25 protein-coding genes and 1 pseudogene are annotated in these 26,675 nt (G+C 62.4%); 13 read left to right on the forward strand and 13 right to left on the reverse strand.

Annotated elements, in window-relative coordinates:
* Window positions 1-34: 34 nt before the first annotated feature.
* The 3 genes from HJB82_RS24505 to HJB82_RS24515 form a co-directional block, all read right to left on the reverse strand.
* On the reverse strand, window positions 35-616 hold the full coding sequence (locus tag HJB82_RS24505) for a TadE/TadG family type IV pilus assembly protein (RefSeq protein WP_207582482.1): 582 nt from the start codon (window positions 614-616) through the stop codon (window positions 35-37).
* Complete coding sequence (locus tag HJB82_RS24510; RefSeq protein WP_207582483.1) at window positions 616-1,251, reverse strand: TadE/TadG family type IV pilus assembly protein; 636 nt, start codon at window positions 1,249-1,251, stop codon at window positions 616-618. Before HJB82_RS24510 ends, HJB82_RS24505 begins: the two co-directional genes overlap by 1 nt.
* Window positions 1,252-1,365: 114 nt before the next feature.
* Window positions 1,366-1,776 (reverse strand): pilus assembly protein N-terminal domain-containing protein, encoded by a 411-nt coding sequence (locus HJB82_RS24515; RefSeq protein WP_221141773.1) that lies wholly within the window; start codon window positions 1,774-1,776, stop codon window positions 1,366-1,368.
* Window positions 1,777-2,156: 380 nt separating this feature from the next.
* On the opposite strand from HJB82_RS24515, the gene HJB82_RS24520 reads away from it, so the two are divergent.
* The 10 genes from HJB82_RS24520 (at window position 2,157) to HJB82_RS24565 (ending at window position 11,695) form a co-directional block, all read left to right on the forward strand.
* A complete protein-coding gene (locus tag HJB82_RS24520; RefSeq protein WP_007634070.1) occupies window positions 2,157-2,342 on the forward strand; it encodes a Flp family type IVb pilin in 186 nt (61 codons plus the stop codon).
* A 123-nt stretch (window positions 2,343-2,465) separates the two neighbouring features.
* Window positions 2,466-2,978 carry a prepilin peptidase gene (locus HJB82_RS24525; protein WP_207582485.1) on the forward strand — a complete coding sequence of 171 codons (513 nt, stop codon included), beginning with the start codon at window positions 2,466-2,468 and terminating at the stop codon, window positions 2,976-2,978.
* Between the two features lie 110 nt (window positions 2,979-3,088).
* Window positions 3,089-3,904, forward strand: a complete 816-nt coding sequence (gene cpaB, locus HJB82_RS24530) for a Flp pilus assembly protein CpaB (RefSeq protein ID WP_207582486.1) — start codon at window positions 3,089-3,091, stop codon at window positions 3,902-3,904.
* Between the two features lie 12 nt (window positions 3,905-3,916).
* Entirely contained in the window at window positions 3,917-5,416 is a 1,500-nt protein-coding gene (locus HJB82_RS24535; RefSeq protein WP_207582487.1) for a type II and III secretion system protein family protein, read from the forward strand.
* Complete coding sequence (locus tag HJB82_RS24540; RefSeq protein ID WP_221132980.1) at window positions 5,413-6,171, forward strand: CpaD family pilus assembly protein; 759 nt, start codon at window positions 5,413-5,415, stop codon at window positions 6,169-6,171. Before HJB82_RS24535 ends, HJB82_RS24540 begins: the two co-directional genes overlap by 4 nt.
* Before the next feature lie 14 nt (window positions 6,172-6,185).
* Window positions 6,186-7,463, forward strand: coding sequence for a CpaE family protein (locus HJB82_RS24545; RefSeq protein WP_207582489.1), 1,278 nt, complete (start codon window positions 6,186-6,188; stop codon window positions 7,461-7,463).
* A gap of 31 nt (window positions 7,464-7,494) precedes the next feature.
* A complete protein-coding gene (locus tag HJB82_RS24550; RefSeq protein ID WP_207582490.1) occupies window positions 7,495-8,970 on the forward strand; it encodes a CpaF family protein in 1,476 nt (491 codons plus the stop codon).
* A 5-nt stretch (window positions 8,971-8,975) separates the two neighbouring features.
* Window positions 8,976-9,983: a type II secretion system F family protein gene (locus tag HJB82_RS24555; RefSeq protein WP_207582491.1), complete on the forward strand. Its 1,008-nt coding sequence runs from the start codon at window positions 8,976-8,978 to the stop codon at window positions 9,981-9,983.
* A gap of 17 nt (window positions 9,984-10,000) precedes the next feature.
* Window positions 10,001-10,987 carry a type II secretion system F family protein gene (locus HJB82_RS24560; RefSeq protein WP_207582492.1) on the forward strand — a complete coding sequence of 329 codons (987 nt, stop codon included), beginning with the start codon at window positions 10,001-10,003 and terminating at the stop codon, window positions 10,985-10,987.
* A 75-nt stretch (window positions 10,988-11,062) separates the two neighbouring features.
* Window positions 11,063-11,695, forward strand: coding sequence for a LysE family translocator (locus HJB82_RS24565; protein ID WP_207582493.1), 633 nt, complete (start codon window positions 11,063-11,065; stop codon window positions 11,693-11,695).
* A 7-nt stretch (window positions 11,696-11,702) separates the two neighbouring features.
* On the opposite strand, the gene HJB82_RS24570 is transcribed toward HJB82_RS24565, so the two are convergent.
* The gene (locus HJB82_RS24570; protein ID WP_207582494.1) at window positions 11,703-12,539 is read right to left on the reverse strand and encodes a tetratricopeptide repeat protein; all 837 of its coding nucleotides are present in this window, start codon (window positions 12,537-12,539) and stop codon (window positions 11,703-11,705) included.
* A 142-nt stretch (window positions 12,540-12,681) separates the two neighbouring features.
* On the opposite strand from HJB82_RS24570, the gene HJB82_RS24575 reads away from it, so the two are divergent.
* The 3 genes from HJB82_RS24575 (at window position 12,682) to HJB82_RS24585 (ending at window position 15,504) form a co-directional block, all read left to right on the forward strand.
* Entirely contained in the window at window positions 12,682-14,073 is a 1,392-nt protein-coding gene (locus HJB82_RS24575) for a M17 family metallopeptidase (RefSeq protein WP_221141774.1), read from the forward strand.
* 175 nt (window positions 14,074-14,248) lie between these two features.
* Window positions 14,249-14,599, forward strand: a complete 351-nt coding sequence (locus HJB82_RS24580; RefSeq protein WP_003589207.1) for a MarR family transcriptional regulator — start codon at window positions 14,249-14,251, stop codon at window positions 14,597-14,599.
* 47 nt (window positions 14,600-14,646) lie between these two features.
* The gene (locus HJB82_RS24585) at window positions 14,647-15,504 is read left to right on the forward strand and encodes an NlpC/P60 family protein (protein ID WP_207582496.1); all 858 of its coding nucleotides are present in this window, start codon (window positions 14,647-14,649) and stop codon (window positions 15,502-15,504) included.
* Here the strand turns inward: HJB82_RS24585 and HJB82_RS24590 are convergent, their stop codons facing one another.
* The 9 genes and pseudogenes from HJB82_RS24590 to purU form a co-directional block, all read right to left on the reverse strand.
* Window positions 15,505-16,896: an amidase gene (locus HJB82_RS24590; protein ID WP_207582497.1), complete on the reverse strand. Its 1,392-nt coding sequence runs from the start codon at window positions 16,894-16,896 to the stop codon at window positions 15,505-15,507.
* A gap of 36 nt (window positions 16,897-16,932) precedes the next feature.
* Window positions 16,933-17,793 carry an ABC transporter permease gene (locus HJB82_RS24595; protein WP_207582498.1) on the reverse strand — a complete coding sequence of 287 codons (861 nt, stop codon included), beginning with the start codon at window positions 17,791-17,793 and terminating at the stop codon, window positions 16,933-16,935.
* A 3-nt stretch (window positions 17,794-17,796) separates the two neighbouring features.
* Window positions 17,797-18,744 carry an ABC transporter permease gene (locus HJB82_RS24600; RefSeq protein WP_221141775.1) on the reverse strand — a complete coding sequence of 316 codons (948 nt, stop codon included), beginning with the start codon at window positions 18,742-18,744 and terminating at the stop codon, window positions 17,797-17,799.
* Window positions 18,745-18,926: 182 nt separating this feature from the next.
* Entirely contained in the window at window positions 18,927-20,456 is a 1,530-nt protein-coding gene (locus HJB82_RS24605; RefSeq protein ID WP_221141776.1) for an ABC transporter substrate-binding protein, read from the reverse strand.
* A gap of 152 nt (window positions 20,457-20,608) precedes the next feature.
* On the reverse strand, window positions 20,609-21,529 hold the full coding sequence (locus HJB82_RS24610) for a LysR family transcriptional regulator (RefSeq protein WP_207582501.1): 921 nt from the start codon (window positions 21,527-21,529) through the stop codon (window positions 20,609-20,611).
* A 43-nt stretch (window positions 21,530-21,572) separates the two neighbouring features.
* Window positions 21,573-22,568 carry a P1 family peptidase gene (locus HJB82_RS24615; protein WP_221116509.1) on the reverse strand — a complete coding sequence of 332 codons (996 nt, stop codon included), beginning with the start codon at window positions 22,566-22,568 and terminating at the stop codon, window positions 21,573-21,575.
* Window positions 22,569-22,697: 129 nt separating this feature from the next.
* The gene (locus HJB82_RS24620; RefSeq protein ID WP_003544544.1) at window positions 22,698-22,892 is read right to left on the reverse strand and encodes a hypothetical protein; all 195 of its coding nucleotides are present in this window, start codon (window positions 22,890-22,892) and stop codon (window positions 22,698-22,700) included.
* Between the two features lie 522 nt (window positions 22,893-23,414).
* Window positions 23,415-26,336, reverse strand: a complete 2,922-nt coding sequence (locus HJB82_RS24625) for an aminotransferase (protein ID WP_221141777.1) — start codon at window positions 26,334-26,336, stop codon at window positions 23,415-23,417.
* Between the two features lie 118 nt (window positions 26,337-26,454).
* Window positions 26,455-26,675: pseudogene (purU, locus tag HJB82_RS24630) on the reverse strand (formyltetrahydrofolate deformylase); the annotation flags it as partial.

The following is a 26,675-nucleotide window of genomic DNA, read 5'->3' on the forward strand; positions in this document are numbered from 1 at the left end:
CGGCTTGGCAAATTCGGGAAGAAGGGGAGGGCTGTCAGCAGTCGCTGCAGGCGATCGAGTCGCCTTGCCGCTGGCGGTAGAAATAGCTGCGGCTGATGGTGATCGTGCGCATGCCGTCCGGCAGGAAATTCGGCGCAAACAGGAACATCGTATAGGGGATGCTGAGCTCGGTGCGAACAAGGAAGCTGTTGGCGGTCTTCATGTCGGACGGCACATTGCTCACGGCCGTATTCTTGGCATAGGGCGAGGTCCCGTCCTGCGCCCACGACCACAGCACTTTCGCATTGGCGCTGGCGTCGATCGTAATTCCGGTGATCTTCAGCGTCAGCGACGTGTTGTTGTAAGGCACGAAGATCGCGGTTGCGACCGACGGCATCTGTGCAAGCGTGCTCTTCGTGATGGATTGCTGCTGGGTGACGAGGTCGGCCACCGTCCCTGCAGCGCGTGTCACCCGCTTGCTGACGCTGAGGCCGATCGTGATCTCGAAAGCGCCGATATAGAGCATGACGAGCACGGGAAAGAGGATCGCGAATTCGATCGCTCCGGCGCCCTTGCGGTCTCGGGCCAGCCGCCGCGCCGTCAATACCAGTCTGCTGAACGGGTTGCGTAACGCCATTATGGATACTGCTCGTTCTGCAAGGCCGCGGTCGCGATGATCAGATATTCCCTCGGCATCGAACCGTCGGAGGGACGTATCGTCGTGATATAGGGCCGGACCAGATCCGCCGTGATTTCCCAGCGATAGTAGGCGCGGACCATGTTGATGGTGCCTGCGCCGCCCGGCGCATATTTGAAGGCCGCCGTGTTGAGGTCGGCATATTTGTCGGTCGAAAGCTTGGGAATCGTCGTCGGAATGGCCGAAAAGGTGCTGAATGTCTGTACATCCAGGTAGAGCTTGCTCGGCGTAGCCACTTCGCTCGTCGAGCAGCGGATCAGGATCGAGATCTCATCGCAGAAAGCCTGGCGGAACTGCGCCTGGTTCATATCGGTCGTGCGGCCAAGATTATAGGTGATCTGCCCGGTTCGCATCTTGCGGCTCATCGTATCGACGGCGTTGGAGACGAGTTCCTCGGCAGCAAAGGCGACGAAGGTTTCGAGGACTGCGAAAATCACCAGGAAATAGGGAATGGCAAGCAACGCGAATTCGATCGCCGCGGAACCCTCGCGCGATCGGCCGAGAGCGCGAAACCGTGAAAAACGGAACGGCGCGCAGACGCGCGCTTTATCCGTCTTCTGATCAATTACCGTCATTGCCTGGACCCGAGCGACATTCTCTGTCCGCCACACTAGGGTCCGTTCGTTGATTTTCCGTTTCAGTCTGAGGCGACGATTTTAACGAATGGCCGAAGAAGAGAGGTAAGCCAATCAGGGCGAGGTAGTGCTGGTGGTCGCCTGCTGTGCATGCTGCTCGCAGTTCGGCGTGCAGGACAGTACGGAGCGTTCGGTCTGCCGGTATACGCGCACCGTGTTGCCCTCATCGATCGACACCAGAATACGCTCGTCGAGGATCGCATTGCCATCGGCATCGAGTAGAACCAGATTGGTGGTGCCGAAGCTGCGTCCTGTGAGAACGATGGTCTTGGCGTCGGCGACGGTCGCATCGGCGACCTTGGCATTGCCGACGATGACCTTGCTGACGGGGCGGTCGAGCTTCAATACGCGCGCGTGATCCATATAGACGCGCAGCATGTCATCGCCTGCGGCCGAGGAAACTCCCGAATTACCGAAAACGGCGATCATGCCGGCAAAGAAAATGGTTTTGCCGCTCGATGACATTTGGTCCTCTTTCACGATCACAGCGCAATATCCGCATAGAATGGAAAAAAATGGTGAACGAAGCCTTAAGCCCGCCTCCCTGTTCCGGGATGAGGCGCAATGATCCGATTTGGCACGGCCTCAGGACCGCACACGCTCCGGTTGGAAGTAAGACCTGTGCTATTACCGGATGAATCCAGCGGTTATTCCGGGAAGATTGTTAAATATTGAAGTAGTCGCATAAGAAAATACTTACCCTGCAAGGGGCTGGTGTCTCGTTGACGCCTCGTTAACTCTTTTCTTTAAGCCGATGGAAACGCCCATTCGCTAGGTTGATGCCATCCGATCAACGGCAAACAGTTGGCGGACGTGCTGAACATCAACTGGAGTTAGGAGTTACCATGACCAAGCTTTTTAGCCGTTTTCTGAAGGACGAATCCGGCGCGACCGCAATTGAATACGGCCTGATCGCTGCCCTCATTTCCGTAGCGCTGATTACCGGCGCAACGGCTCTCGGCAACAGCATCAGCACCACGTTCAACAATCTGAGCACCAAGATGAACACCGGCGTTACGGCGTCGAACTAAGATAGGGGCAGCCACTTGGCGCCCATATTATACGGCCGGATCGGCTCCGACTGATCTATCGAGCGGGCTCACAGGCTGAATGGCCGTGAGCCTTTTCGCATCTCGTTATGACGGGGTATACACATGATCGCCGCTGCAGTGTTTGTGATATTGCCGCTCTGCCTCGCCATGGCGGCCTTTTCCGATCTGTTCACCATGACGATTCCGAACCGCGTTTCCCTGATCCTGATTGCCTCTTTCTTCATCCTCGCGCCGCTGTCCGGCCTGGGCTGGGAGATGATCGGTTTGCATCTTGCCGGCGCGGCAATCGTCTTTAGTGCCTGCTTCGCTCTTTTTGCGTTCAATGTGATGGGCGGCGGAGACGCCAAGCTGTTGAGCGCCACCGCGCTCTGGTTTGGTCTGAATCAATCGCTCGCTTTCCTGATGGTCGACGTCGCCATGATCGGCGGTCTGATAACCTTGCTGATCCTGCTGGTGAGAGCGCAATCGAACACCATCCTTGCCATCGGCCTGCCGGTGCCGAATTCGGTCCTGCTGGCCAAGAAGATCCCCTACGGCATCGCCATCGCGATCGGCGGCTTCATGGCCTTCCCTTCTTCGCCGCTCTTCCTAGCTGCGCTGGAAAGCCTGAAATAACGGCATTTTAAATGCCCGTTAACTTAAAATGTAAGCGTTCCATTAACCATAATTATACCAATTGCTGAGCATTCTGCAGGGCGAACATATCGTGCCCTGAGGAATGATCGATGAAACCGGCCCGCCTTATAATCCTTGCTGTCGCCGTGGTGGCAGCCGGCCTCGCCGGCCTCCTGGCGATGCGCATGGCAGGCAGTGGCGGTGTCGTTACCCAGGTCCAGTCGGTCATCGAGAAGGAACCGACGGTCAACGTCCTGGTCTCGGGCGCCAATCTGGCGGTCGGCGAAAGGCTGAGCGACCAGTCCGTTCATTGGATGGCCTGGCCGCAGGGCGCCGTTGTCCCGGGCCTGATCACCGAAGCCGACAAGCCGGATGCGATCAAGGATCTGCAGGGTGCCGTCGTGCGCCTGCCGATCTTCGAAGGCGAACCGATCCGGCCGGAAAAGGTCGCCGATTCCAGCAGCCGCATCCTTTCCTCGCTGTTGCCGGCCGGCAAGCGCGCCGTCGCGACCGAGATATCGGTGGCAACAGGTGCCGGCGGCTTCATCCTGCCGAACGACCGCGTCGACGTCATCATGGTCCGCAAGGGCACCGAAGCCAACAAGCTCATCACCGAGACCGTGCTGAGCAATGTCCGCGTTCTGGCCATTGACCAGCAGATCCAGGAAAAGGACGACGGCTCGAAGGCCGTGGTCGGCACGACGGCGACGCTCGAACTCACCCCCGATCAAACGAAGGTGCTCGCTGTCGCCCAGCAGATGGCGGACCGGCTGTCGCTCGCGCTACGCTCGGTCGCCGATGCGCAGGAGCAGGACACCAGCGCAGCCGACTATCTGCTGAGCGGCGATAACGGCAGTGCGAGCATCCAGGTCATCAAATCGGGCGCCATCGTCACCGATGCCAGCGCAGCGCCGAAGGCGGAGTAAAGGGACGTGCACATGGGCAATTCTACGCGGCGCGCCGGACTTCTCCTGACAGGCTGCCTGTCGCTGGCAGTCGCCGTCTCCGGTATAATGTCGGCCTCTTTCGCGCTGCTTCTTGTACCAGGCGAGGCGCGCGCCGATTCCGAAAACCTGGTCCGCATCTCGCAAACCGGCCGCGATGCCCACCGCCGGCTGAAGCTCGGGCTGAACAAGGCTGTCGTCGTCGATCTGCCCGAGGATGCGCATGATATCCTCGTATCCGATCCGACCATGGCCGATGCCGTGACCCGCACCTCGCGGCGCATCTACCTGTTTGGCAAAAAGGTCGGCCAGACGAATATCTTCGTCTTCGGCGCCGGTGGACAGGAAATCGTCAATCTCGACATCGAGATCGAGCGCGACGTTTCCGGCCTCGAAGTCAATCTCCGCCGATTCATTCCAGACTCCAACATCAACGTCGAAATCGTCTCCGACAACATCGTGCTGACCGGCACCGTGCGCACCCCGCAGGATGCCACACAGGCGGCCGATCTGGCGCAGGTCTTCCTGAAGGGCGGCGAAGCGACGACCAGAAGCGAGACGGCATCGGGCACCGGCGGCGACAGCTCGGTGGCGCTCTTTGCCGAAGCCCGTCAGAGCTCGCAGGTTGTCAACCTGCTGCAGATCGAGGGCGAGGACCAGGTCACCCTCAAGGTGACGATCGCCGAGGTCCGCCGCGAGGTGCTGAAGCAGCTCGGCTTCGACAATCTGGTTTCCAATTCCTCCGGCATGACAGTCGCACAGCTCGGCAGCCCCAGCGCCGACAGCGCCACATCCGTCGTTGGCGGCGGCCTGGCGGCGCTGTTCAAGAGCACGATCGGAAAATACGACATTTCGACCTACCTCAACGCGCTGGAGCAGGCCAAGGTCGTCAAGACGCTTGCCGAGCCGACGCTGACGGCAATATCGGGCCAGGCCGCGACCTTCAATTCCGGCGGCCAACAGCTCTATTCGACAACCGACAGCAACGGCAACGTCACCGTCGTGCCGTTCAACTACGGTATCAACCTCGCCTTCAAGCCGGTCGTGCTCTCATCGGGACGCATCAGCCTGCAGATCAAGACTAATGTCTCCGAACCGGTGGCCGGCAGCGGCGGCGCGACCTATCAGCGCCGCTCGGCGGAGACCTCGGTGGAGCTGCCCTCGGGCGGCTCGATCGCGCTGGCCGGCCTGATCCGCGACAACGTTTCCCAGACGATGGGCGGCACGCCTGGTGTCTCGAAGATCCCGCTGCTCGGCACCCTCTTCCGTCAGAAGGGTTTCGAGCGTCAGGAAACCGAGCTCGTCATCATCGCAACGCCCTATCTCGTGCGTCCGGTGGCGCGCAATCAGCTCAACCGGCCGGACGACAATTTCAGCCCTGAGAATGACGGTGCAACCTTCTTCCTCAACCGAGTCAACAAAGTCTATGGTCGCCGCGAGGCGCCCGTTGCCGACGCGCAGTTCCACGGCTCAATTGGGTTCATCTACAAATGAGCGGCGCATGGTCGGCAGCAATGGAAGAGAACAGGGATCAGGTGATGGCCCATATCAATTCGACGACACCCCGCCTCGGAATCTCGAAGGCGCTTTTTGCCACGGTTGCCATGTCGCTGGCCGTCCTTTCCGGATGCGCCGGCCCACATGACCAGCTGACGACCGGCGGTATTCCCGACGACTATCGCGCGCGTCACCCGATCATCGTGACCGAAGCGGAGCAGACGGTGGATATTCCCGTCGCCTCCACCGATCGCCGCCTGACCAACGCCCAGCGCGACCTCATTCGCGGTTTTGCCGCAAACTACATCGCGCGCGCCTCGGGTCCGGTTTACGTGCTGTCGCCGCAAGGCTCGCCCAATTCGGCGGCAGCCTATCAACTGCGCAATCAGGTCCGTGCCGAGCTGGCGAGGAGGGGGATCGCAAGCTCGAAAATCGTCAACACCTCCTACGCCGCGGTCGGCCCCGGCGATGCGGCACCGATCCGGCTGAGCTTTACCGGCACCACGGCGATCACCACGCAATGCGGCCAGTGGCCGAAGGACATCTCTAGCGATTTGACCAACCAGAATTACTATAATTTCGGCTGCGCCTCGCAGAACAACCTCGCCGCCCAGATCGCCAATCCGGAGGATCTGGTGGCGCCCCGCGGCATGACCCCGATCGACGCGCAGCGCCGCAACAACGCGATCCAGGAATATCGGACGACGACATCGACGATCGAAGAGGTCGCCGGCAGCGACAGCAGCTTCTGAGGCGGAACGGGACGATGAGCGCGATAGAGTACGAAATCAAGAATCAAAGCGAGCTTCGCCACGCCGAGGAGGCGGTGCGCATGGCCGATCTGGAAAACATGCGGCCGCTGCCGCGCATCTCCGTGCATGCCTTCTGTGAGAGCGAGGCTCTGCAGCAGGTCATGGAACGCTGCGCCAATGATCGGCGCGTGGCAAAGGTCAGCATGCGCATCACCAGCGGCGGCATCGCCGCTGCCGCCAATATGTTCTCCGGCGCCCCGACGCCGAACCTCATCATCCTCGAGACCAAGGCGAATGCCGGAAACCTGCTCTCCGAACTCGCGCCGCTCGCCGCCGTCTGCGATCCGACGACCAAAGTCGTCATTATCGGCTACTACAACGATATCGGGCTTTATCGCGACCTCATCCGCAACGGCATCTCCGAATACATGGTCCAGCCCGTTGCCATGCCCGATATCCTGGCGTCGATGGCCTCGATCTTCGTCGATCCGGAAGCCGAGCCGCTCGGCCGCAGCATCGCCTTCATCGGCTCGAAGGGCGGTACTGGCGCCTCGACCATCGCGCATAATTGTGCCTTCGGCATTTCCAACCTCTTCTCATCCGAGACGATCCTCGCCGATCTCGACCTGCCCTATGGCACCGCGAACATCGACTTCGACCAGGATCCGGCCCAGGGCATCGCCGAAGCTGTCTTCGCGCCCGACCGTCTCGACGAGGTCTTCCTGGACCGCCTGCTGACGAAATGTTCCGAACATCTCTCCCTGCTTGCGGCACCCTCGCTGCTCGACCGTGCCTATGATTTCGATGGCCAGGCGTTCCAGCCGGTGCTCGATGTGCTGCAGCGCAGCGCGCCCGTTACCGTGCTCGACGTTCCGCATACATGGTCGGAATGGACACGCTCGGTGCTGTCGAGTGTCGACGAAGTGGTCATCACAGCGGTTCCCGATCTCGCCAACCTGCGCAATGCCAAGAACATGCTGGACGCGTTGCGCAAGATGCGGCCGAACGACAAGCCGCCGCATCTGATCCTCAACCAGGTCGGCATGCCGAAACGTCCGGAGATTTCACCATCGGATTTCTGTGAGCCGCTGGAGATCGATCCGATCGCCATCATTCCCTTCGACATCCATCTTTTCGGCAATGCCGCCAATAGCGGCCGGATGATCTCGGAAGTCGACCCGAAGTCGCCGACGGCGGAAACCTTTTCGCAGATATCGCACATCGTCACCGGCCGTGTCGCGATCAAGAAGGCGAAGAAGGGCGGACTGCTGGGCCTCCTGAAGCGCAAGTAGCAAGTAGAACAAGCAGATTGGATTAAGCGGCATGTTTGGAAAACGCGGAAACGAAGGTTCCGGAAAGGTTGGAGGGGCGATTGCTCCCCCGCCGCCGGCTCCGGCCGCTGCCCCTGCGGCCTCTTCCCCCTCGATTCTGGTCGAACCCGCTCGCGAGCCCGCACGCCAGCAGGTGACGCCGCCGCCGATGCAGACGCCGCAGCGCAAGCGCCCTGTTCGTACCGATGAATATTACGACACCAAGGCGCAGGTGTTTTCCGCGCTGATCGATACGATCGATCTTTCGCAGCTTTCCAAGCTCGACGGCGAAAGCGCGCGCGAGGAAATCCGCGACATCGTCAACGACATCATCACCATCAAGAACTATGCGATGTCGATCTCCGAGCAGGAAGAGCTGCTCGAGGATATCTGCAACGACGTTCTCGGCTACGGTCCGCTGGAGCCATTGCTGGCGCGCGACGATATCGCCGATATCATGGTCAACGGCGCCGGCCAGACGTTCATCGAAGTCGGCGGCAAGACGATCGAATCGGAGATCCGCTTCCGCGACAATGCGCAGCTTCTCTCGATCTGCCAGCGCATCGTCAGCCAGGTCGGCCGCCGTGTCGACGAATCGAGCCCGATCTGCGATGCCCGCCTGCCCGATGGCTCGCGTGTCAACGTTATCGCGCCGCCGCTGTCGATCGACGGGCCGGCGCTCACCATCCGCAAGTTCAAGAAGGACAAGCTGACGCTCGATCAGCTCGTCCGTTTCGGTGCGATCACGGCGGAAGGCGCGACCGTGTTGCAGATCATCGGGCGCGTGCGCTGCAACGTCGTCATTTCGGGCGGTACCGGCTCGGGCAAGACGACGCTGCTGAACTGCCTCACCAACTATATCGACAGGGATGAACGCGTCATCACCTGCGAGGATACCGCCGAACTGCAGCTGCAGCAGCCGCATGTCGTACGTCTCGAAACGCGCCCGCCGAATATCGAAGGCGAGGGCGAGATTACCATGCGCGATCTCGTCAAGAACTGCCTGCGTATGCGTCCCGAGCGCATCATCGTCGGCGAAGTGCGCGGACCTGAGGTTTTCGACTTGCTGCAGGCGATGAACACCGGTCACGACGGCTCGATGGGCACCATCCACGCCAATACGCCGCGCGAATGCCTGAGCCGTATCGAATCGATGATCGCCATGGGGGGCTTCACCCTGCCGGCAAAGACGGTGCGTGAGATCATCTCCAGCTCGGTGGACGTGATCATCCAGGCGGCGCGCCTTCGCGACGGTTCGCGCCGCATCACCCAGATCACCGAGGTGATCGGCATGGAAGGCGACGTCATCATCACCCAGGACCTGATGCGTTACGAGATCGAAGGCGAGGATGCGGGCGGCCGCCTGATCGGCCGGCACATGTCGACCGGCGTCGGCAAGCCGCATTTCTGGGATCGCGCCCGTTACTTCAACGAGGAAAAGCGTCTTGCCGCTGCCCTTGACGCGATGGAAGCGAAAACGAAGGATTAGGCGAGATGTTCGGGTTCGATCCGATAGTGCTGGCAATCGTCGTCCTCGCCGCCATCTCCGCGGCGGCGGTCGCCTATGCCCTGATGTTTTCCCGGATCGAGGCCGACAAGAAATCGGCAAGCCGCATCAACCGCGTCAAATCGGCTGAAAGCGACCGGGTCAAGGTCAAGGCCGCCCGCGACCGGGTGCAGGAAATGTCGAAGCGCCGGAAATCGGTGCAGGACAATCTGAAGGATCTGGAAAAGCGCCAGCACGAAAAGACCAAGAAGACCCTGACGATGAAATCCCGGCTGGTGCAGGCCGGCCTGACGATCACGGTCGGGAAATTCTATCTCATCAGCGCCATCTTCGCCTGTGTGCTGCTGCTCATGGCTTTCATCATCGGTGTATCGTTGATGGTGATAATCGGTATTGCCGTCGTCGCCGGTCTCGGCCTGCCGCGCTGGATCGTCGGTTTCCTGATCAAGCGCCGCCAGAACAAGTTCCTCAACGAGCTCCCCAATGCGCTTGACGTCATCACCCGCTCGATCAAATCGGGCCTGCCGCTCAACGATGCGATCCGTCTCATCGCCACCGAAGGTACCGAGCCGGTGAAGAGCGAGTTCCGGCGCGTGATCGAGGCGCAGCAGGTGGGCCTCAGCATCCCCGACGCCTGCGCCCGCATGACGACCCAAATGCCGCTCCAGGAAGTCAGCTTCTTCGCCATCGTCATCGCCATCCAGTCGCAGGCTGGCGGCAATCTGTCGGAAGCAATCGGCAACCTTTCCAAGGTGATACGCGAGCGCAGGAAAATGAAGGCCAAGGTCTCGGCGCTTTCGATGGAAGCCAAGGCGTCGGCCGTCATCATCGGTGCTCTGCCCTTCATCGTCGCGACCCTCGTCTATCTCACGTCGCCGAACTACATGATGATCCTTTTCACCGATCCGCGCGGCCATTTCATCATGGGTGTCTCGGCGATCTGGATGTCGATCGGCATCTTCGTCATGCGCAACATGGTCAATTTTGACATCTAGACGGAAGGACGCACCCCATGTCGCAGGACCTTGCCGCAACCCTGACCAATCCGAGCATGCTGATCGCGCTCTTCGTCGCGGTCGCCGTCTTCGCCACGTTTTACACGATCGCCATCCCCTTCTTCGAGCGCGGCGATCTCAACAAGCGTATGAAGGCCGTCTCGACCGAGCGCGAGCAGATCCGCGCTCGCGAACGCGCCCGCATGAACGCCGAAACCGGCGCCGGCAAAGCCTCGCTCAGGAGCCAGAACAATCGTTCGGTCCGCCAGATCGTCGAACGCTTCAACCTGCGCAAGGCGCTCGTCGACGAGAATACCGTCAACAAGCTGCGTGCTGCCGGATTTCGCTCCGAGAATGCGCTGAATACCTTCCTCGTGGCGCGTTTCCTGCTGCCCTTCCTCTTCCTGGCGCTTGCCGTCTTCTGGGTCTTCGGTCTCGGCCATCTCGCCGAAAGGGGCCTGCCCATCCGCATGTTCGCTGTCATCGCCATCGGCTATGTCGGTTTCTACGCGCCGAACATCTATGTCTCGAACCGCATGGGCAAGCGCCAGCACTCGATCAAACGTGCCTGGCCGGATGCGCTGGACCTGATGCTGATCTGCGTCGAATCCGGCATCTCGATCGAGGCCGCGATGCGTCGCGTGTCGGAAGAACTCGGCGAGCAGTCGCCGGCGCTCGCCGAGGAGATGGTGCTGACCACGGCTGAACTCTCCTTCCTGCCGGATCGCCGCATGGCGCTCGAAAATCTTGCCACGCGCACCCAGATCGAGCTGGTACGCTCGGTCACTCAAGCGCTGATCCAGGCCGATCGCTACGGCACGCCGGTCGCGCAGGCGCTGCGTGTCCTCGCCCAGGAAGGCCGCGACGAGCGCATGAACGAAGCCGAAAAGAAGGCGGCCGCCCTGCCGCCGAAACTGACGGTGCCGATGATCCTGTTCTTCCTGCCGGTGCTGATCGCTGTTATTCTTGGCCCGGCCGGCATTCAGGTCTCAGACAAGTTCTGATGATTGCCGCCGCTTAAATCGATTCCGATTTGAGGAATTATGCGGTAACCTCCGATCTCAAACGAGGGTTTTCGGATGTCTTCCGCAGGCGTTTTCATCAGCATCATGGCAGCCCTGGCAGTCGGCGCTATGAGCCCCGGCCCGAGCTTCGTCGTCGTCTCCAGGATTGCCATTTCGCGGTCACGGCTGGATGGTCTTGCGGCCGCACTCGGCATGGGCGCCGGCGGCGTCGTTTTTGCCGTGCTGGCACTCGCCGGGCTGACGGCGCTGCTGTCTCAGTTCGAATGGCTCTATGTCTTGCTGAAGGTCGCAGGCGGCGCCTATCTCATTTATATCGCCGTCAATATCTGGAGAGGTGCTGGCCAGCCGCTGGAGGTTTCCGACGCCGGCGATAGCCAACGCGCGCCGATGCTGAGCTTCACGACCGCGCTGCTGACCCAACTCAGCAACCCGAAGACCATCATCGTCTATGCCAGCCTCTTTGCCGCGCTTCTACCGAGGACGGTGCCGCTCGATCTAATGGTTGCGCTGCCGCTTGGCGTCTTTGCGGTGGAAGCGGGGTGGTATTCGATCGTGGCCTTCGCCTTTTCGGCCCGCCATCCGCGGCGGCTCTATCTCGCTGCGAAGAGCTGGATAGACCGGGCCGCCGGTGCCGTGATGGGCGGCCTCGGACTTCGTCTCATTCTTTCGGGCCTGAGTGTCCGCTAGACCATTGTTAGTTGGTATTGCTGGCCTCCGCGGCACCCGGCGTCTTGTCCTTGGCGGCGAGTTTCTGCCAGGAATTCTGCTGCGAGAGCATGCCTCTGAGATAGGCGACATTGGCATCGGCCTGCTGCGGCGAAAGTTCGCGCCGGGCGATCTGCTCGGCCTCGGGGAAATGTCCCTGCAGGCCGACGACGAGGGCAAGGTTCTGCCTGACGCGACTGTCGGCGGTCGGCTGGCTGGCGGCGGAGCGCAGATAGGTTTCGGCCGTGCGCAGATCGCCTGTCAGCACGTAGGACATGCCGAGGTTGGACAGGATGGAGGGCTCGTTCGGCTGAATGTCGAGCGCGTCGCGGTAGCGCTGCCTGGCGTCGCTTGCCCGGCCCATCTGGTCGAGGATCGCGCCTTCGGCCGAGATCAGCTTCCAGTCCGGACGGTCGGGTGTCTGGGCGCGGCCGATCGTATCGAGCGCCTGCTGGAACTGGCCGGCCGCTGCCTGCGCCTTGCCGTAGGCGGCCAGCACGTTGCGGTCGGCGGGATTGCTGATCGCCACCTGCTGCATGACGGCGAGCGCTTGCGTGTCACGGCCGTTCATGCGCAGCAGGTTGGCATAGCTGACGCCGGTGACGGGATCGCGCGGGTTCTTTTCATAGGCCTGACCGAGCCGGTCGGTTGCCGAGCGCAGCTCGGTCGCGTCCATCTCTTCAACCGGCTTGGTGAGCTTCGGCACCGAGCCTGTCGTCATCCGGTCCTTGGTCGTCGAGCAGCCGGCAACCGCCAGGACGATGAGCGATGCCGCAGCGCCCTGCAGGATACGATTCGTGAATGTGGATGTAAGCGAGGCGGGCATGACGCGTTCCTGAATTCCGAAATCGGCGCCTGACCTCGAAGCGGAACAGGGAAAGGTTTGACGCAATCTTCGCTCCAGCAATAGTCTGTTAACCCTAACAGACCGTTAAGGAGTGATTCCTTACGACCGCCGAAGGATAATCATGGCCCCCTATCAGTTCATCGAGAGAGCGACCCCTTTCAACACCAAGGGCGGTTCGACGCTGCCGATCTTTGCCGTCACCCCCGCCCATATCGAGACCGGCACGATCGATCCGATCGCGCTCGATTGGGCGCGCAGGGCGGGCTACAAGGCCGAAGGCGGGTCGGTGCTGCTGATCCCGACGGCCGAAGGCCATCTCGGCGGCGCGCTTTTTGGCCTCGGCACCAATCCATCCGAGCAGCCTTATATTACTGGCAGGCTCGCCCGGGCGCTGCCGGCCGGCGACTGGCACATCGAGACTGCACCGCTGACGGCAAATCGCCTGGCTCTCGGCTTTGGTCTCGGCAGCTACCGTTTCGACCGCTACAAGTCCGAAAAAACGCCGGCGGCGACGCTGATGATCCCCCGCGATGCCGACAGTGCCGACATCAAGCGCCAGCTCGCCGGCGTCTTTCTCGCCCGCGACCTCATCAATACCCCGACCAATGATATGGGGCCGGAACAGCTCGAGGCGGCCTTCCGCGGCCTGGCCGCACATTACAAGGCAGAGATATCGGTTATCAAAGGCGACGACCTGCTCGAGCAAAACTTCCCGCTGGTCCATACCGTCGGCCGCGCCAGCGCCGATGCACCGCGCCTTCTCGAATTGCGCTGGGGCAAAAAGGGCCATCGCAAGGTGACACTCGTCGGCAAGGGCGTCTGCTTCGATACTGGCGGTCTCGATATCAAGCCTGCCGCCTCCATGCTGCTGATGAAGAAGGATATGGGCGGCGCGGCGAATGTCATGGGGCTTGCCCTGATGATCATGGACGCCAAGCTGAAGGTCGACCTGCGTGTCATCGTCCCGGTCGTCGAAAACGCCATCTCGTCCAATGCCTTCCGCCCCGGCGACATCTACAAGAGCCGCAAGGGTCTGACCGTCCAGATCGACAATACCGATGCTGAAGGCCGTCTGATCCTAGCCGATGCGCTCGCCTATGCCGACGAGGACGAGCCCGAGCTCTTGATCGACATGGCGACGCTGACCGGTGCTGCCCGTGTCGCCCTCGGTCCTGACCTCCCGCCCTTCTTCACCGATGACGCCAATCTGGCGCATGATCTGACCGAAGCGAGCCTGGAAACAGACGATCCGATCTGGCGCCTGCCGCTCTATTCCGGTTACGAAAAGGATATCCGCACCAAGTTCGCCGATCTGACCAATGCGCCGGCCGGCGGCATGGCGGGGGCGATCACCGCGGCCCTCTTCCTCAAGCGTTTCGTCGGCAAGGCGAAGAGCTGGGCGCATTTTGACATTTACGGCTGGGCGCAGTCCGAACGGCCGCATTCGCCGGGCGGTGGTGAAGCACAGGCAATCCGCGCGCTCTTCCATCATATCCGCGAGAGCCTGCGCTGACGCCATGGCAAGCTGGAGTGGAGGCGCATCGCGTGACCCTGTTCATGCGCTGCACGTCGCTGCCGATCGTTAAAATTTTATTCACCGTGCCGGGCGGCAATTCCTGCCGCCTCTTGCATGTCGATGCCAACTGCCGGAAAATGAAACGTTAGCGTAACGATCTTCCGGAGGGGCCGTGCCGATCGAATTGACCGCCTCGCAGGCGCTGGGGCTCTGGCATGGCGTGGCGCTCGATCAGGTCCGTCACGATGACCGCGATTTGACGTTGCGCCAGATGGCGATCCTGCTGCATATTTATCTGGTGCCGCCGCCGCATACGGTGCGTGGGCTTGCCGCCACCCTTGACGTCACCAAGCCGGTCATCACCCGCGCCTTGGATACGATGGGCGAAATGGGCCTGGTCGATCGTGTGCGCGACGATGCCGACCGGCGCAGCGTAATCATCAAGCGCACCGTCGGCGGCGCGCTGTACCTGGAAAAGCTTGGCGACCTCGTCCGTGATCAGGCCCGCCGGCTGCCGCTCTGAGAGGCCATCTGAATGGCCACTTGAAAGGCCACTTGAAAGGAATGCCAATGACGATGCTCGACCGCCGGCTGCATGCCTATCGGCCCGATCTCGCCGAAGCGGGGCTCGAAGGCAAGGTAGAGGCTTTGCGCTTCGTGGACGGCGCCCTGGCGCGTGTCGCCGTTCCGGTCGTCGGCCTGCGCCCCGAACCGGACCTTGCGCGTGGCATCGATACCGAACTGCTTCTTGGCGAGGACGTGACGGTGTTCGATCGCGCCGGCGGCTGGTGCTGGGTGAAAGCCGCTTCGGACGGTTACGTCGGTTATCTCTCTGCAGACGCGCTGTCGGAAGGCCGGCCGCCCCCCACCCACATCGTCACCGTCCAGCGCACCTTCCTTTATTCGGAGCCGGAATTGCGCAAGCCGCACCAGGCCATCCTGTCGATGGGAAGCCGCGTCCATGTCGCCGGCGAGGCGGAAGCGCGCGGCAATCACTATGTCGTGCTCGATGACGGAACCGCGATTTTTGCCAAGCACCTCCAGCCGATCGGCGCCCTCGCTGGCGCCGACTATGTCGAAATCACGGCCCGTTTTCTGGAAACGCCCTACCTCTGGGGCGGACGCTCCGGCCTCGGCATCGATTGCTCCGGCCTCGTCCAGCTGGCGATGCTGATGAGCGGCCGAGATGCGCCGCGCGATACCGACATGCAGGCGGCCGGCCTCGGCCAGCCGATCGACCGCGCCGAAATCCGCCGCGGCGACCTGGTCTTCTGGAAGGGCCATGTCGCCGTCTTCGAGGATCCGGAAACCATCCTCCACGCCAACGGCCACAGCATGACGGTGGCGCGCGAGAATTTCGAGGCCGCCGTAAAGCGTATCGGTTGGCTTTACGAGCAGCCAACCGGCTACCGCCGCCCGACCGGCTGATCAGCGGATCGGTCGCCGCGGCCAGGCGCTCACCCCGCCCGCCCAATCCTCGAAGGTTTTCGACAGCCGAAGCACCCGCATGTCGTCAAAACGCGGCCCGACGATCTGCAGCCCGATCGGCATGCCCGACCGGGAGAAACCGCAATTGATCGAGGCGGCCGGCTGCTCCGACATGTTCCAGGGCACCGTAAAACCGATATGCTCGAAGGGCAGGGCCGGATCGTTGGTCGGCGATGCCCATTCGGCCGGGTAGGAGATGATCGGATTGGTCGGCGAAAGCACGGCGTCGACCTCGCTGAACAGCCGTCCGCAGTTCTTGCGCATCTCGATCGTCTGGTTGAAACCCTTGACCGCATCGACGCCTGCGATATCGGCACCGCCCTTCGCCCAATCCCTTATATAGGGCAGGATGCCGTTGCGTCGCTCTTCGTCGAGCTCCGCAATATCGCCCCAGAAGCGGGAGCGCCAGAAATCGTCGAGCCCATCGAGCATCGCGCGTGTCAGCACCGGTTGGGCGGCGATGATGGTCGCGCCGGCATCCTCGAAGTGCCGCGCCGCCGCTTCGACCGCGGCCTTGATCTCGTCGTCCACTGCAAGCCCGCAGCCGGCATCGAGCATCAGCCCGATCCTCATGCCAGACACGTCAAGGTCGAGATCCATCCAGTTGAAATCGTTCGGCGGCAGGCTGGTTCCGTCGCGCCAGTCCGGCTTCGACAGCGTCGCCATCGAGGAGGCCACGTCCTCGACCGTGCGCGCCATCGGCCCGGCGCAGCGCCCGACATAATAGGGGTCGACCGGGATGCGGCCATGGCTCGGCTTGAAGCCGAAAATGCCGGTCCAGCCGGCGGGAAGGCGCACTGAGCCACCAATATCCGTGCCGATATGCAGCGGTCCGTATCCGGCCGCCGCGGCCGCGGCCGCCCCGGCACTCGATCCGCCGGGATTTTGCGTCGTATTCCAGGGGTTGCGGCTGAGAGGATGAAAGCTCGAAAGGCCGGAGGAAAGCATGCCGTAATCGGGGCAGGTGGTCTTGGCGAAGATCACCGCGCCGTCTTCCCGAAGCCGCGCGGCGGCGGGCGCATCGGCATCAGCCGGTTTGAGTTCCACTGCTTTCGTGCCGAGCGGCACCGGCTGGCCTTTCGTGGCGATCAGTTCCTTCAACGTCACCGGGATGCCGTCGAGGACTCCCAGCGTTTCGCCCTTCGCCCAGCGCTCCGTCGAGGCCTTCGCCAGCGCGCGCGCTGCTTCCGGGTCGTAGAGGTAGAGTGCTGAAATCGAAGGCTCCCAGGCCGCGATATGATCTTCGAGTGCGAGCCAGTATTCGAGGGGTGAGAGGCTTTTATCGGCGAAGTGCTGCCTGAGTTCGCGGATGGTGAGGTCGGTTTCGGTCATGGCATGGTCTTTCGGGCGTTTCGTCTCGGAAGAACATCAGCGGCTCGCCTCGCGCGGGTCGAGAAGATCGCGCAACCCGTCGCCGAGCATGTTGAAGCCGAAGACGGTAAGCGCGATGGCAAGGCCGGGCAGGATCGCCAGCCAGGGCGCCAACGCCAGATAGGTTTGTGCATCGGCGAGCATCCGGCCCCAGGTCGGCGCCGGCGGCGCCATTCCGAGCCCGAGGAAGCTGAGGCCCGCCTCGGTGAGGATCGCCAGCCCGAGCTGGATTGCGCCGTGCACGATGATCTGGCTCGCTATATTCGGCAGCACATGACGGAGAGAAATCGTCAGGCGCGTATTGCCGATCGCGCGCGCCGCCGTCACATAATCCCGGCTCCATGCCTGTAGCGAGGTGGCAAGCGTCACGCGTGCAAAGACCGGAATCATGAAGACCGCGATCGCGGTAATCGCGGTGAAACGGCCAGGCCCGAGAAAGGCGCCAAGCACCATGGCGGACAGGATCGGCGGCAACGCGAAGATGACGTCGCAGATGCGCATCAGCAGCGCTTCGAAAGGGCCGCGGATGGCCGCCGCCGAAATGCCGGCGATCGAGCCGATCGTTCCGCCGATCGCAACCGCGGTGATGGCGATCGACAGCGAATTCCAGCAGCCCGCCATCAGCATGGAAAGCACGTCGCGGCCGAACTGATCCGTGCCGAGCACGCCGAAGGCAAGAGGCGGCTGCAGTTTGTGAATGATTTGCATCCTCGCTGGCGGCAGCGGTGTCCAGACGAGCGACAGCAGCGCAACGGCCATCAGCAGACCGATGATCGCCGCTCCCGAGATCAGGTTCATTCGCCGGCTAAGTATAAAGGCTCGGCCGCGGCTGGCGACGGCAGGAACAGCAGGAGCCATGCTTCATGCCGCCTTTCTCATCCTGGGATCGATCGCCAGATAGGAGAGGTCGACGATGAAATTCATCACGATGACGAGGGCTGCGAAGAACAGCACGACATCCTGCATCACGATGATGTCGCGCTGGGAGAGCGCCTGAAGCGCGAGCCGCCCGAGTCCGGGCAGGTTAAAGACGTTTTCCACCAGCACCGCGCCGGCGATGAGAAAGGTAAACTGCAGCCCGATCATGGTCAGGATCGGGATCAGCGCATTCGGCACGATATGCCGCCACAGCACGGCGCTGCGTGAAAGCCCTTTGGCCACCGCGGTGCGGGCAAAATCCTCGTGCATCGTGTCGAGCACCGCTGAACGCGCCACCCGCGTCAACACGCCGGCCTGCGGCATAGCCAGTGCGACGGCCGGCATCACCAGAGCCTGGAGCGCCGGTAGAACGCCGGCGCTCCAGCCCGGGAAGCCGCCCGCCGGCATCAGCCCGAGCATCGTCGAAAACAGGATGATCAGCAGCAGCGCCACCCAGAAGGCGGGCACGGCGATGCTGATCTGCGAAAACAGCGTTGCGATGATGTCGAAGATGCCGCCGCGGCGCGAGGCGGCCAGCACGCCAAGCGGCACGGCGATCATCACCGAAAGCACGACCGCCATCAGCGCCAGCGGCAGCGTCACCGCCAGTCGCTCGACGATCAGCCCCGCCACCGGAACGCCGTAGGTGTAGGATTGACCGAGATTGCCTGACACTACACCGGCAAGCCATTGCCCGTAACGCAGGATGAGCGGCTGGTCGAGGCCGAGATCATGGTGCAGCGCCGCCAGCGTCTCCGGGCTTGCAGAGGTGCCGAGCATGATCGAGGCGGGATCGCCGGGAAGCAGGTCCATGACGGCGAAGATCAGCAGTGAGACGATCAGAAGCGTAACGAGGAGACCGGTGAGACGGCGGGCGAGGAGCGCGATCATGTGGGCCACGCTGCCGGGGTGGCACGGCGGCTCCCCGCGCCATCCGCCAGCGAAATTAAACAATGTCGTCCCGGGCTGAATGGACTTAGTGAGGCAGGGGCAGGGCTGCGCGCTATATCGGCCAAAAGCATGTCGGATCTCCCCAAAGCCGGCGCAACCACCCACCTAACAAACCTACCGCCTCACTCTTTCCAGGAAACCCCAGACAACACGTTGGAAGGGATCGGTTCGTTTTCCCACAGCCCCTTCAACTTCTTGTCCCAGACGCCGAGCTTCGGCATGACGAAGAGGTAGAGCGCCGGCACGTCCTCGGCGAGGATCTTCTGTGCTTCGCCATAGATCGCACTCTGCGCGGCGGGATCGGCCGTCTCCTGGACCTTCTGCATCAGCGCGTTGAAGGCTGGGTTCTTGTAATTGAAATAATAGGGATCGCGCCCGTAGATGTCGATGTCGAGCGGCTCGGCATGGGCGACGATTGTCATGTCGAAGTTGCGGTCCTTCATGATGTCCTGGACCCATTTCGCTGGAAACTCGGTCGGCTCGATAGTCATCGTCACGCCAATTTCGGCAAACATCGCCTGCATCACCTCAGCGCTGCGCGGCGCATAAGCCATCTGCGGCGATTTGATCGTGAAGCTGAAGCCGTTGGGATAGCCGGCTTCGGCAAGCAGCGCCTTTGCCTTCTCGACGTCATAGGGGAGCACGCCTGTCATGTCCTGATAGCCCGGATCGTTCGGCGTGTAGTGGCTGCCGATCGGCGTGCCGAGGCCGGACCACGCGCCGTCGATCACCGTCTTGCGGTCGATTGCCATCATCAGCGCCTGGCGCACGCGCTTGTCGTCGAACGGCTTCTTGGCATTGTTCATACCGGCGACGACTTTGAGTTCGGTATTGCCGATGCTGGTGACCACCCTCGCATCGCCGTCGAAGGAAGTCATCAGCTCGGGTGCGGCAAATTCCGGAAAGGCATCGAGATCGCCGGATTTCAGCGCAGCCGCCTGCGCCTGCGGATCGGCAATGAAGCGGAAAGTCACCTTGTCGAGCTTGGCGGCCGCATCCTTGTCCCAGTAATCGGCATTCTTTTCCAGTTCGACCTTGTCGCCCTTCGCCCAGCTGGCGAATTTGAAGGGGCCGGTGCCCACCGGCGTCGTCTTGTCGTCGGCCGCCGTCTTGGGCGCGACCATCACCGATGCCGGCCAGCCGAGCCAGTAGATCAGGCTGCCGGTCGGCGCTGAGAGATGCAGCACCAGGGTTTCGGCATCGGGCGTATCGATCGAGGCGATCGAGGCGAAGAAGTGCTTCTGCGGATTGACCGAATCCGCGCCGCGGGCGCGGTCGAGCGAGAACTTGGCGCTAGCGGCATCGAAGGCCTCGCCGTTATGGAATTTGACGCCGGCCTGCAGCTTGAACGTATAGGTGAGGCCATCGGCGGAGACCTTCCAGTTCTTTGCCAGCTGCGGCTGGATCTTGCCGGCCTGATCGATCGTCACCAGGCCCTCGAACACGTTCTGCCAGGTCACCTGGCCGATCGCCACCGGTGCTGCGATCGTCGGATCGAGGCCGGTCGGCTCGACGCTCATTCCGAGAGTGAGGGTGGTCTTTGCCGCTTCCGCCGGCGTCATCGCCGTCATCACGAGGCCGGCCGAAACGACGGCACCGAGGGAAAGCCGTCGGACGAAACGCGCTGACGGCGCAAAGGAAAGCTCGATCATCATGTTCCCTTGTCTGGCCACGCTCAGTTGGCGGAGGCCCCTTTTGCGAAAAGAGTGACACTATCCAGGTGCACACACAATGACGATTTTGTGTGCTCAGTGTAGCCGAAAAAGCTACACAGCAAATCGGCCGTCAAGGCAAGCCGGAAGCGTCAGGCTTTTGCCTCGGCTCGGCGGTTCGTTTGCTCGCGCATGAACCTCTCGATGAAGTCGAGCAGCTTCGTCGCGGCGAAAGACAGCTGCCGGTCGGGCGCGACGCAGAGATCGACATGGGTGCGGATGCCGGTCTTGCCGGAAAGCGGAATGGCCAGAAGCTGGCCCGCTTCGATCTCACGGCGGACGGCAAGTGCTGGCAACAGCGTGGCTGCGGCCCCGCTGAGCACCAGTTCCTTCAACATTTCGAGCGAGCTGGTGACGAAGACCGGATCGAGGCTCAACCCCTCCTTCTCGAACAGCGTGTCGAAGGCCTGGCGGAAGCCGAAGGATTGATCCGGCAGTGCCAACGCGTAGTCGGCGAGCGTCCTCAGCGGGATTTCGGCATGCGCGGCCGCCGGATGCTGCGGCGTGGCGATGAGATCATAGGCGATCTCGGAGCGCAGCCGCACTTTGGTGCCGGACAGGATCGGCGCAAAAAGCGTCACCGCGATATCCGCCTCGGCGCTGTTGACGGCATCGATCGCCTGCCGCGCGCTGGTGATCATCACGCTAAAACGCAGCTGCGGATATTTCAGGCTGAATTCGGCCAGCGCCGGCGCCAGCAGATTGGCGACGGTCGCGCCGTTGGCATAGATGCTGACACGGCCACGCTGCAGGCCCTTCAGGTCTTCGATCAGCTGCTGCACGTGATCGAGTTCGCGCAGCGTCCGGCCAGCGCGGGCAGCAAGCAGCTCGCCGGCGGCCGTCAGCTTGACGCCGCGGGCGCTGCGTTCGACGAGCGGCGCACCGAAATGATGTTCGAGGTTCTCGATCTGCCGGCTGATCGCCGTCGGCGCGACGTTGAGGTTCTCGGCCGCCTGGCGCATAGAATTGGTCCTGACCAGCTCGTCGAAATACATCAGCGCCCGGATCTGCATTCACGTCTCTCCGCCATTCTGCCCGGGTTGCGACCCTATTCAATCAATGACCGTCAGGATAGCGGTCGCGCCAAGCCATTTGCCCGCCCTCGACCGGCAGCGCGGTGGCGGCGTAGACGCCACGTGCGATCGCCCGTGCCATGACGATAGTGGCAAGGTGGCAAAGTTCCATCAGGCTCGCCATGTCGTCTCTGCGATGCCTGGCGGTCGAGGCGGCAAAGACGGTGTCGCCGTCGAGCGGCAGGTGTGCCGGCAGCAGCGCCCGAGCAAGCCCGTCATGGCCGGCCAGCGACAGCCGGTGCGCCTCCGCCTTGGTCAGCTGCGCGTCGGTCACCACCGCGCCGATCGTCGTCGCCGGCCCGTTCATGCCCTTGAGCCGCATCCTGTGATCGGCCGCATCTGGCATGCCGAGCCCGCCGAATTCTGCGTCTTTTTCGAAGGGTGCCGCCCAGAAATGCGGCCCGTCGCCGATCGTCGCCGAGCCGAGCGCATTGACGGCGACAACAGCCGCGACGCGGTGGCCGGCGCTGCTGACGGCGCTGGCCGAGCCGAGCCCGCCCTTGAACGTGGCCGTCGTCGCACCCGTGCCGGCGCCTGTAGTGCCGAGCGCAAAGGCGCCCTTGGCGGCCGCCTTCAAGGCGGCGTAACCCATATCGCGATAGGGCGCGTGCAGCCCCCAATCCTTGTCGCCGCCGTTCAAGAGGTCCATCAGGATCGCCTGCGGCACGATCGGTATACGCACCGGCCCGACTGCAAAGCCGCGGCCGAGTTCGCGCAATCCCGCCTGCACGCCGCCGGCGGCATCCAGCCCGAAAGCCGATCCGCCGGAGAGCACGAAGGCATCCACGGCGTTGACGGTCATCGACGGATCGAGCAGGCCGGTGTCGCGTCCGCCCGGCGCGCCGCCGAGCACCGTGCCGGAGGCGACCGCCGGCGCGTCGAAGACGATAACCGTGACGCCGGAACCGAGCGCAAGGTCGGTCGCATGGCCGATGGAAACGCCATCGATGTCGGTGATGAGGTTGAGAAGATCGGGCAACGGCGGATCCTTATGCGGAAAGGCCGCCGATAGGACTGCAATTACCCTCAAAAAACAAGACCGGCCCCGAATGGCGGGACCGGTCGAACATCGGGAAAAGCCGTGAATGCGAGTGCCGGCCTCATGCCCTCAGGCATGAAGCGGCTTCGGATGACGGCGGGTCATCAGATCGTGGATGGCCAGCCGCACCTCGTCCGGCGAGCCGAAACGCTGCTCGTCGAGGTCGTGGACATGAAATTTCACGGCGATGAACTTCAGCCGGTCTTCATCGGGAATGACGATCCCGACAGGAACGCCTGCATATTCGATAACTTGCTTCTTCATAGATAGAACTCCTGCCACGCGACATGCGCGGCCATGGCGAATTGACTTGTCTGGTACCGTTGAAAGGAGGACGAACGTCACATTCGACAGTTCGGGCGGGAGAGGGCGCCCGGACGGTCATTGCCAAGCACAAATCGCCCAAGGAGATCGGCGAGAATATCGATATCTATCATGCTCGTTCCTTGCGTTGGCGTTGCACTTGAGAGGTCCCGGAAGAGCCCGGGGCCGGCGATGGCTGTCTTTGATAATCTACCAACTTGATAGAGATTACCCTACAGCCTGTCAGAAACATATTCCGAAACGTGTCAAAAAATCGACGATCCGAAAAATTTCATTCCATCCAAGTGGAAACTTACGGAAAGAAACATATCAGCTCTTCGTAAAATTCGCATGACAGAATCAGCGTTCTATCGATCGCCGCAGCAGACATAGGAAGCCCGGCTGAATCAGGCAATGGCCCGTTTCGTTAAAAATCGAAATGCCTCGAAATGACCGATTTGGTTAATCCGGAGAGAGCCTTTCTCACCAGCCTTCGTCGAGCACCTTCTCCAGCATGTCCGCGAAGAAATCCGCGCTTTCGATGCTGAGGCAGAGCGGCGGTTTGATCTTCAGCACGTTTTGGTGATCGCCGGTCGGCTGCATGATGACGCCGAGGGTCAGCAGCCGGTCGCAGATTGCCGCCGTCTCTTCGGTGGCCGGCTCCAGCGTCGTTCTGTCGCGGACGAATTCGAGGCCGAGATAGAGCCCCATGCCATGCACGGCGCCGGCAATAGGATGGCGGTCGATCAGTGCGGCAAGCCGCGCCTTCAGATGATCGCCGACCGTCCGGGCATTTTCCTGCAGCATCTCCTCGGCCATGATGTCGAGCACCGCCATGCCGGCGATGCAGCTGACCGGGCTGCCACCGGTAGAGGAAAAGAACGTGCCCTCCTTCTCCAGCGATTGCGCGATCTCCCGTGTGGTGATGACGGCGCCGAGCGGATGGCCGTTGCCCATGCCCTTGGCCACGGTGATGATGTCAGGCACGACCCCTTGCTGCTCGAAGCCCCAGAAATAATGTCCGAGCCTGGAATAACCGACCTGCACCTCATCGGCGATGCAAAGGCCACCGCGAGCGCGCACCTGCGCATAGACTTGGCTGAGATAACCGTCCGGCAGCGGAATGCCGCCGGCATTGCCGTAGACCGATTCGCAGATGAAGCCGGCAAGGCCCTTGCCGCCGGCGTCGATCGCCTCCAGCACGGGCGTTATGGCGCCGACATAGCTGGTCGCCGTATCGGGACCGCGGAATGCGCCGCGATAGGTATTCGGCGACACGACGGCATGCACCCAGTCCGGACGGGTGGTCAGTGCCTGCGGATTGTCGGCGATCGAGGTGGAGACGGCGTCACTTGCCGCCGACCAGCCGTGATAGGCTTCGAGCAGGCAGAGCATGTTGCGCGCGCCGCTATGAGCCTGCGCCAGCCGGATCGCCAGATCATTCGCCTCCGAGCCGCTGTTGACGAGGAAGACCGCGTCGAGCCCATCCGGTGAAAGCGCGGCGAGCCGTTCGGAAAATTCCGCGATCGCCGCATAGTGGAAGCGTGAATTGGTGTTGAGCCGCAGCCATTGGGCGTTGATCGCCGCCGCAAGCTTGGGATGGCCATGGCCGAGAATGGAGACGTTGTTGACCATGTCGAGATAGGTGCGGCCCTCGACATCGAATACATGCTCCTTCCAGCCGCGCTCGATCTGCGGCGGCACCGCGTAATAATTCTTCTGCGCCCCTGCCAGATGCGCCTGCCGCCTGGCAAGCAGCTCGGCGGTTTCCGGTCGCGGCGCATCCGCTTGCCGGTCGAGGAGCAGCGACGGAGAAGGGCAGAGCACCGACCAGGCCGCTGCCTCGCGCGGTGTGGCAAAGAGCGGCGGCTCGAACCCCGCGACGCTGCAAAGCTGGACGCGCAGCCCGCCGAGCGACGAAACCTCGCCGACGACCGTGCCGAGCGGGTCGCCGCCGGCAACCTCGGCTTCATTCTCGACCGAGAGGTCGAGCCCGTCGAGGTGCAGGGTCATGCTGTCGCTGGTCAGCGTCAGATGTTGGTCCTTCCAGCCGATGCGGCCGGCAAACGGCGCAGCAACGGCGCTGCCTGCGGCAAGGCATATATCGATATGCAGGGCGCAGGTCGCCTGTCCCCTGGCGGTTCCCGCCCGGGAAAGCCGATATTCGCCGTAGCGCGTCGCGGCCGTGCCGTTTTCGGTCGCAGCGCGGGCAAGCAGCCGCCAGTCCATGTCGGCATTCAGCCAGTTGCCGGCGGAAAAATGCGGGCTCCGTACACCAAGATCGACATAGGCGATCCCGGCGGGCTCGATGTCAGGCAGCAGCGGCAGCCATCCCGAAGTTTCCGGGGCGGCGACATCGGCGCCGGCGGCCTTGAGGATCGCCGCTTCCATAAGCTCGAAGGGCACGGACATCGCTGTATCGAAGATCGCCCGCTCGCGGTCCAGATTGCCGCGTGCATAATCATTCTCGGGATCGATCGAAATCTGCTGCTCGCCGCTGGCGACAAGAATGACCGCGCGCGCGACGATCAATGACCAGAGCGCCTTCAGCTCCTCCTCGGTCAGCGGATAGATCGCCTGATAAGCGGTGATGGCGGGCAGCATATGAAAAGGGTCGCCCTCGGCATGATGCAGCAGCGAGGCGCAGGTGACGGCGAGGTCGCCGACCAGCCAGCCGCGGATGATGTCGCCGAAATCGATCACCCCGTCGGGGATTATATGGCCATGGGCATTGCGGTGACCGACGACATTGTCGCCGGTAACGTCGTGATGCACGGCCTGCAGCCGAAGCGACGGCGCCAAGGGCTGGATGCGGCGGACCGCCATCACCATGGTCTTGGCAATCCGGTCGCGGGCGGCGCTGTCAGTGATGACGGAAAGCAGTTGCACCGCGACCGGCCCGGCGCGCCTGAGATCCCATTGCAGGCTGCGGTCGAGGCCGGGGTGGTTGAAGTCGGCAAGCGCCAGCGCCAGCCGCGCGCAGAGCGCGCCGAGCGCCGCGACGGAAGCCGGCGCCAGATAGGTCAGTTCCGTCAGCCCCTGGCCTTCCAGATATTCGAGCAGCCGGACTTGGCAGCCTTGTCCGCGCACGGTCAGGACGAGGATCTCCCGTCCGTCATTGGTGGCGATCACATTGGGAACGCGTGGCGCATCTTGCCTGCTCTTGAGATGATGGATCGCCGCATTCTGCGCCTGGAGTTCGCGGGTCTCGTAAACGGCATGGCAGATCTTCAGGACGTAGCGACCGCGATGGCTATCGACGCGGAAGTTCCGATCCTGCTGGCTGCCGAGTTCGGCAACGGTGCCGGACAGACTGTAATGGGCAAGCAGGATCTCTTCCGCGTCGGCAACGGTCACGTCGGGACGCGGCAGCGCCATGCGATCAACAAGCGCCTCGTCGGTCATGACACCCCTCCCGCAGCATGATTCGATTACCCATTGAAGGCGATAATCAAATACTTGCTGCTGGCAGGCAACGGGAGATTGTCGTTTGCCAGCAAAAGAGAGTGGGTCTCGGCCGCGTTCAGCCCATGCGTTCGGAGGCGTAGCTGCCGGGGCTTGCCGGGAAGACCACGGTGCGGTTGCCGTTGATGAAGGTGCGGTGATGGATATGGGCGTGGATGGCGCGGGCCAGCACCTGGCTTTCGACATCGCGGCCGATCGAGACATAGTCGTCGGGCGACTGCGCATGGGTGATGCGCGCCGTGTCCTGCTCGATGATCGGGCCTTCGTCGAGATCGGCGG

Origin of the sequence: Rhizobium sp. NZLR10, assembly GCF_019685125.1 — a bacterium.
Classification (GTDB): Bacteria; Pseudomonadota; Alphaproteobacteria; order Rhizobiales; family Rhizobiaceae; genus Rhizobium.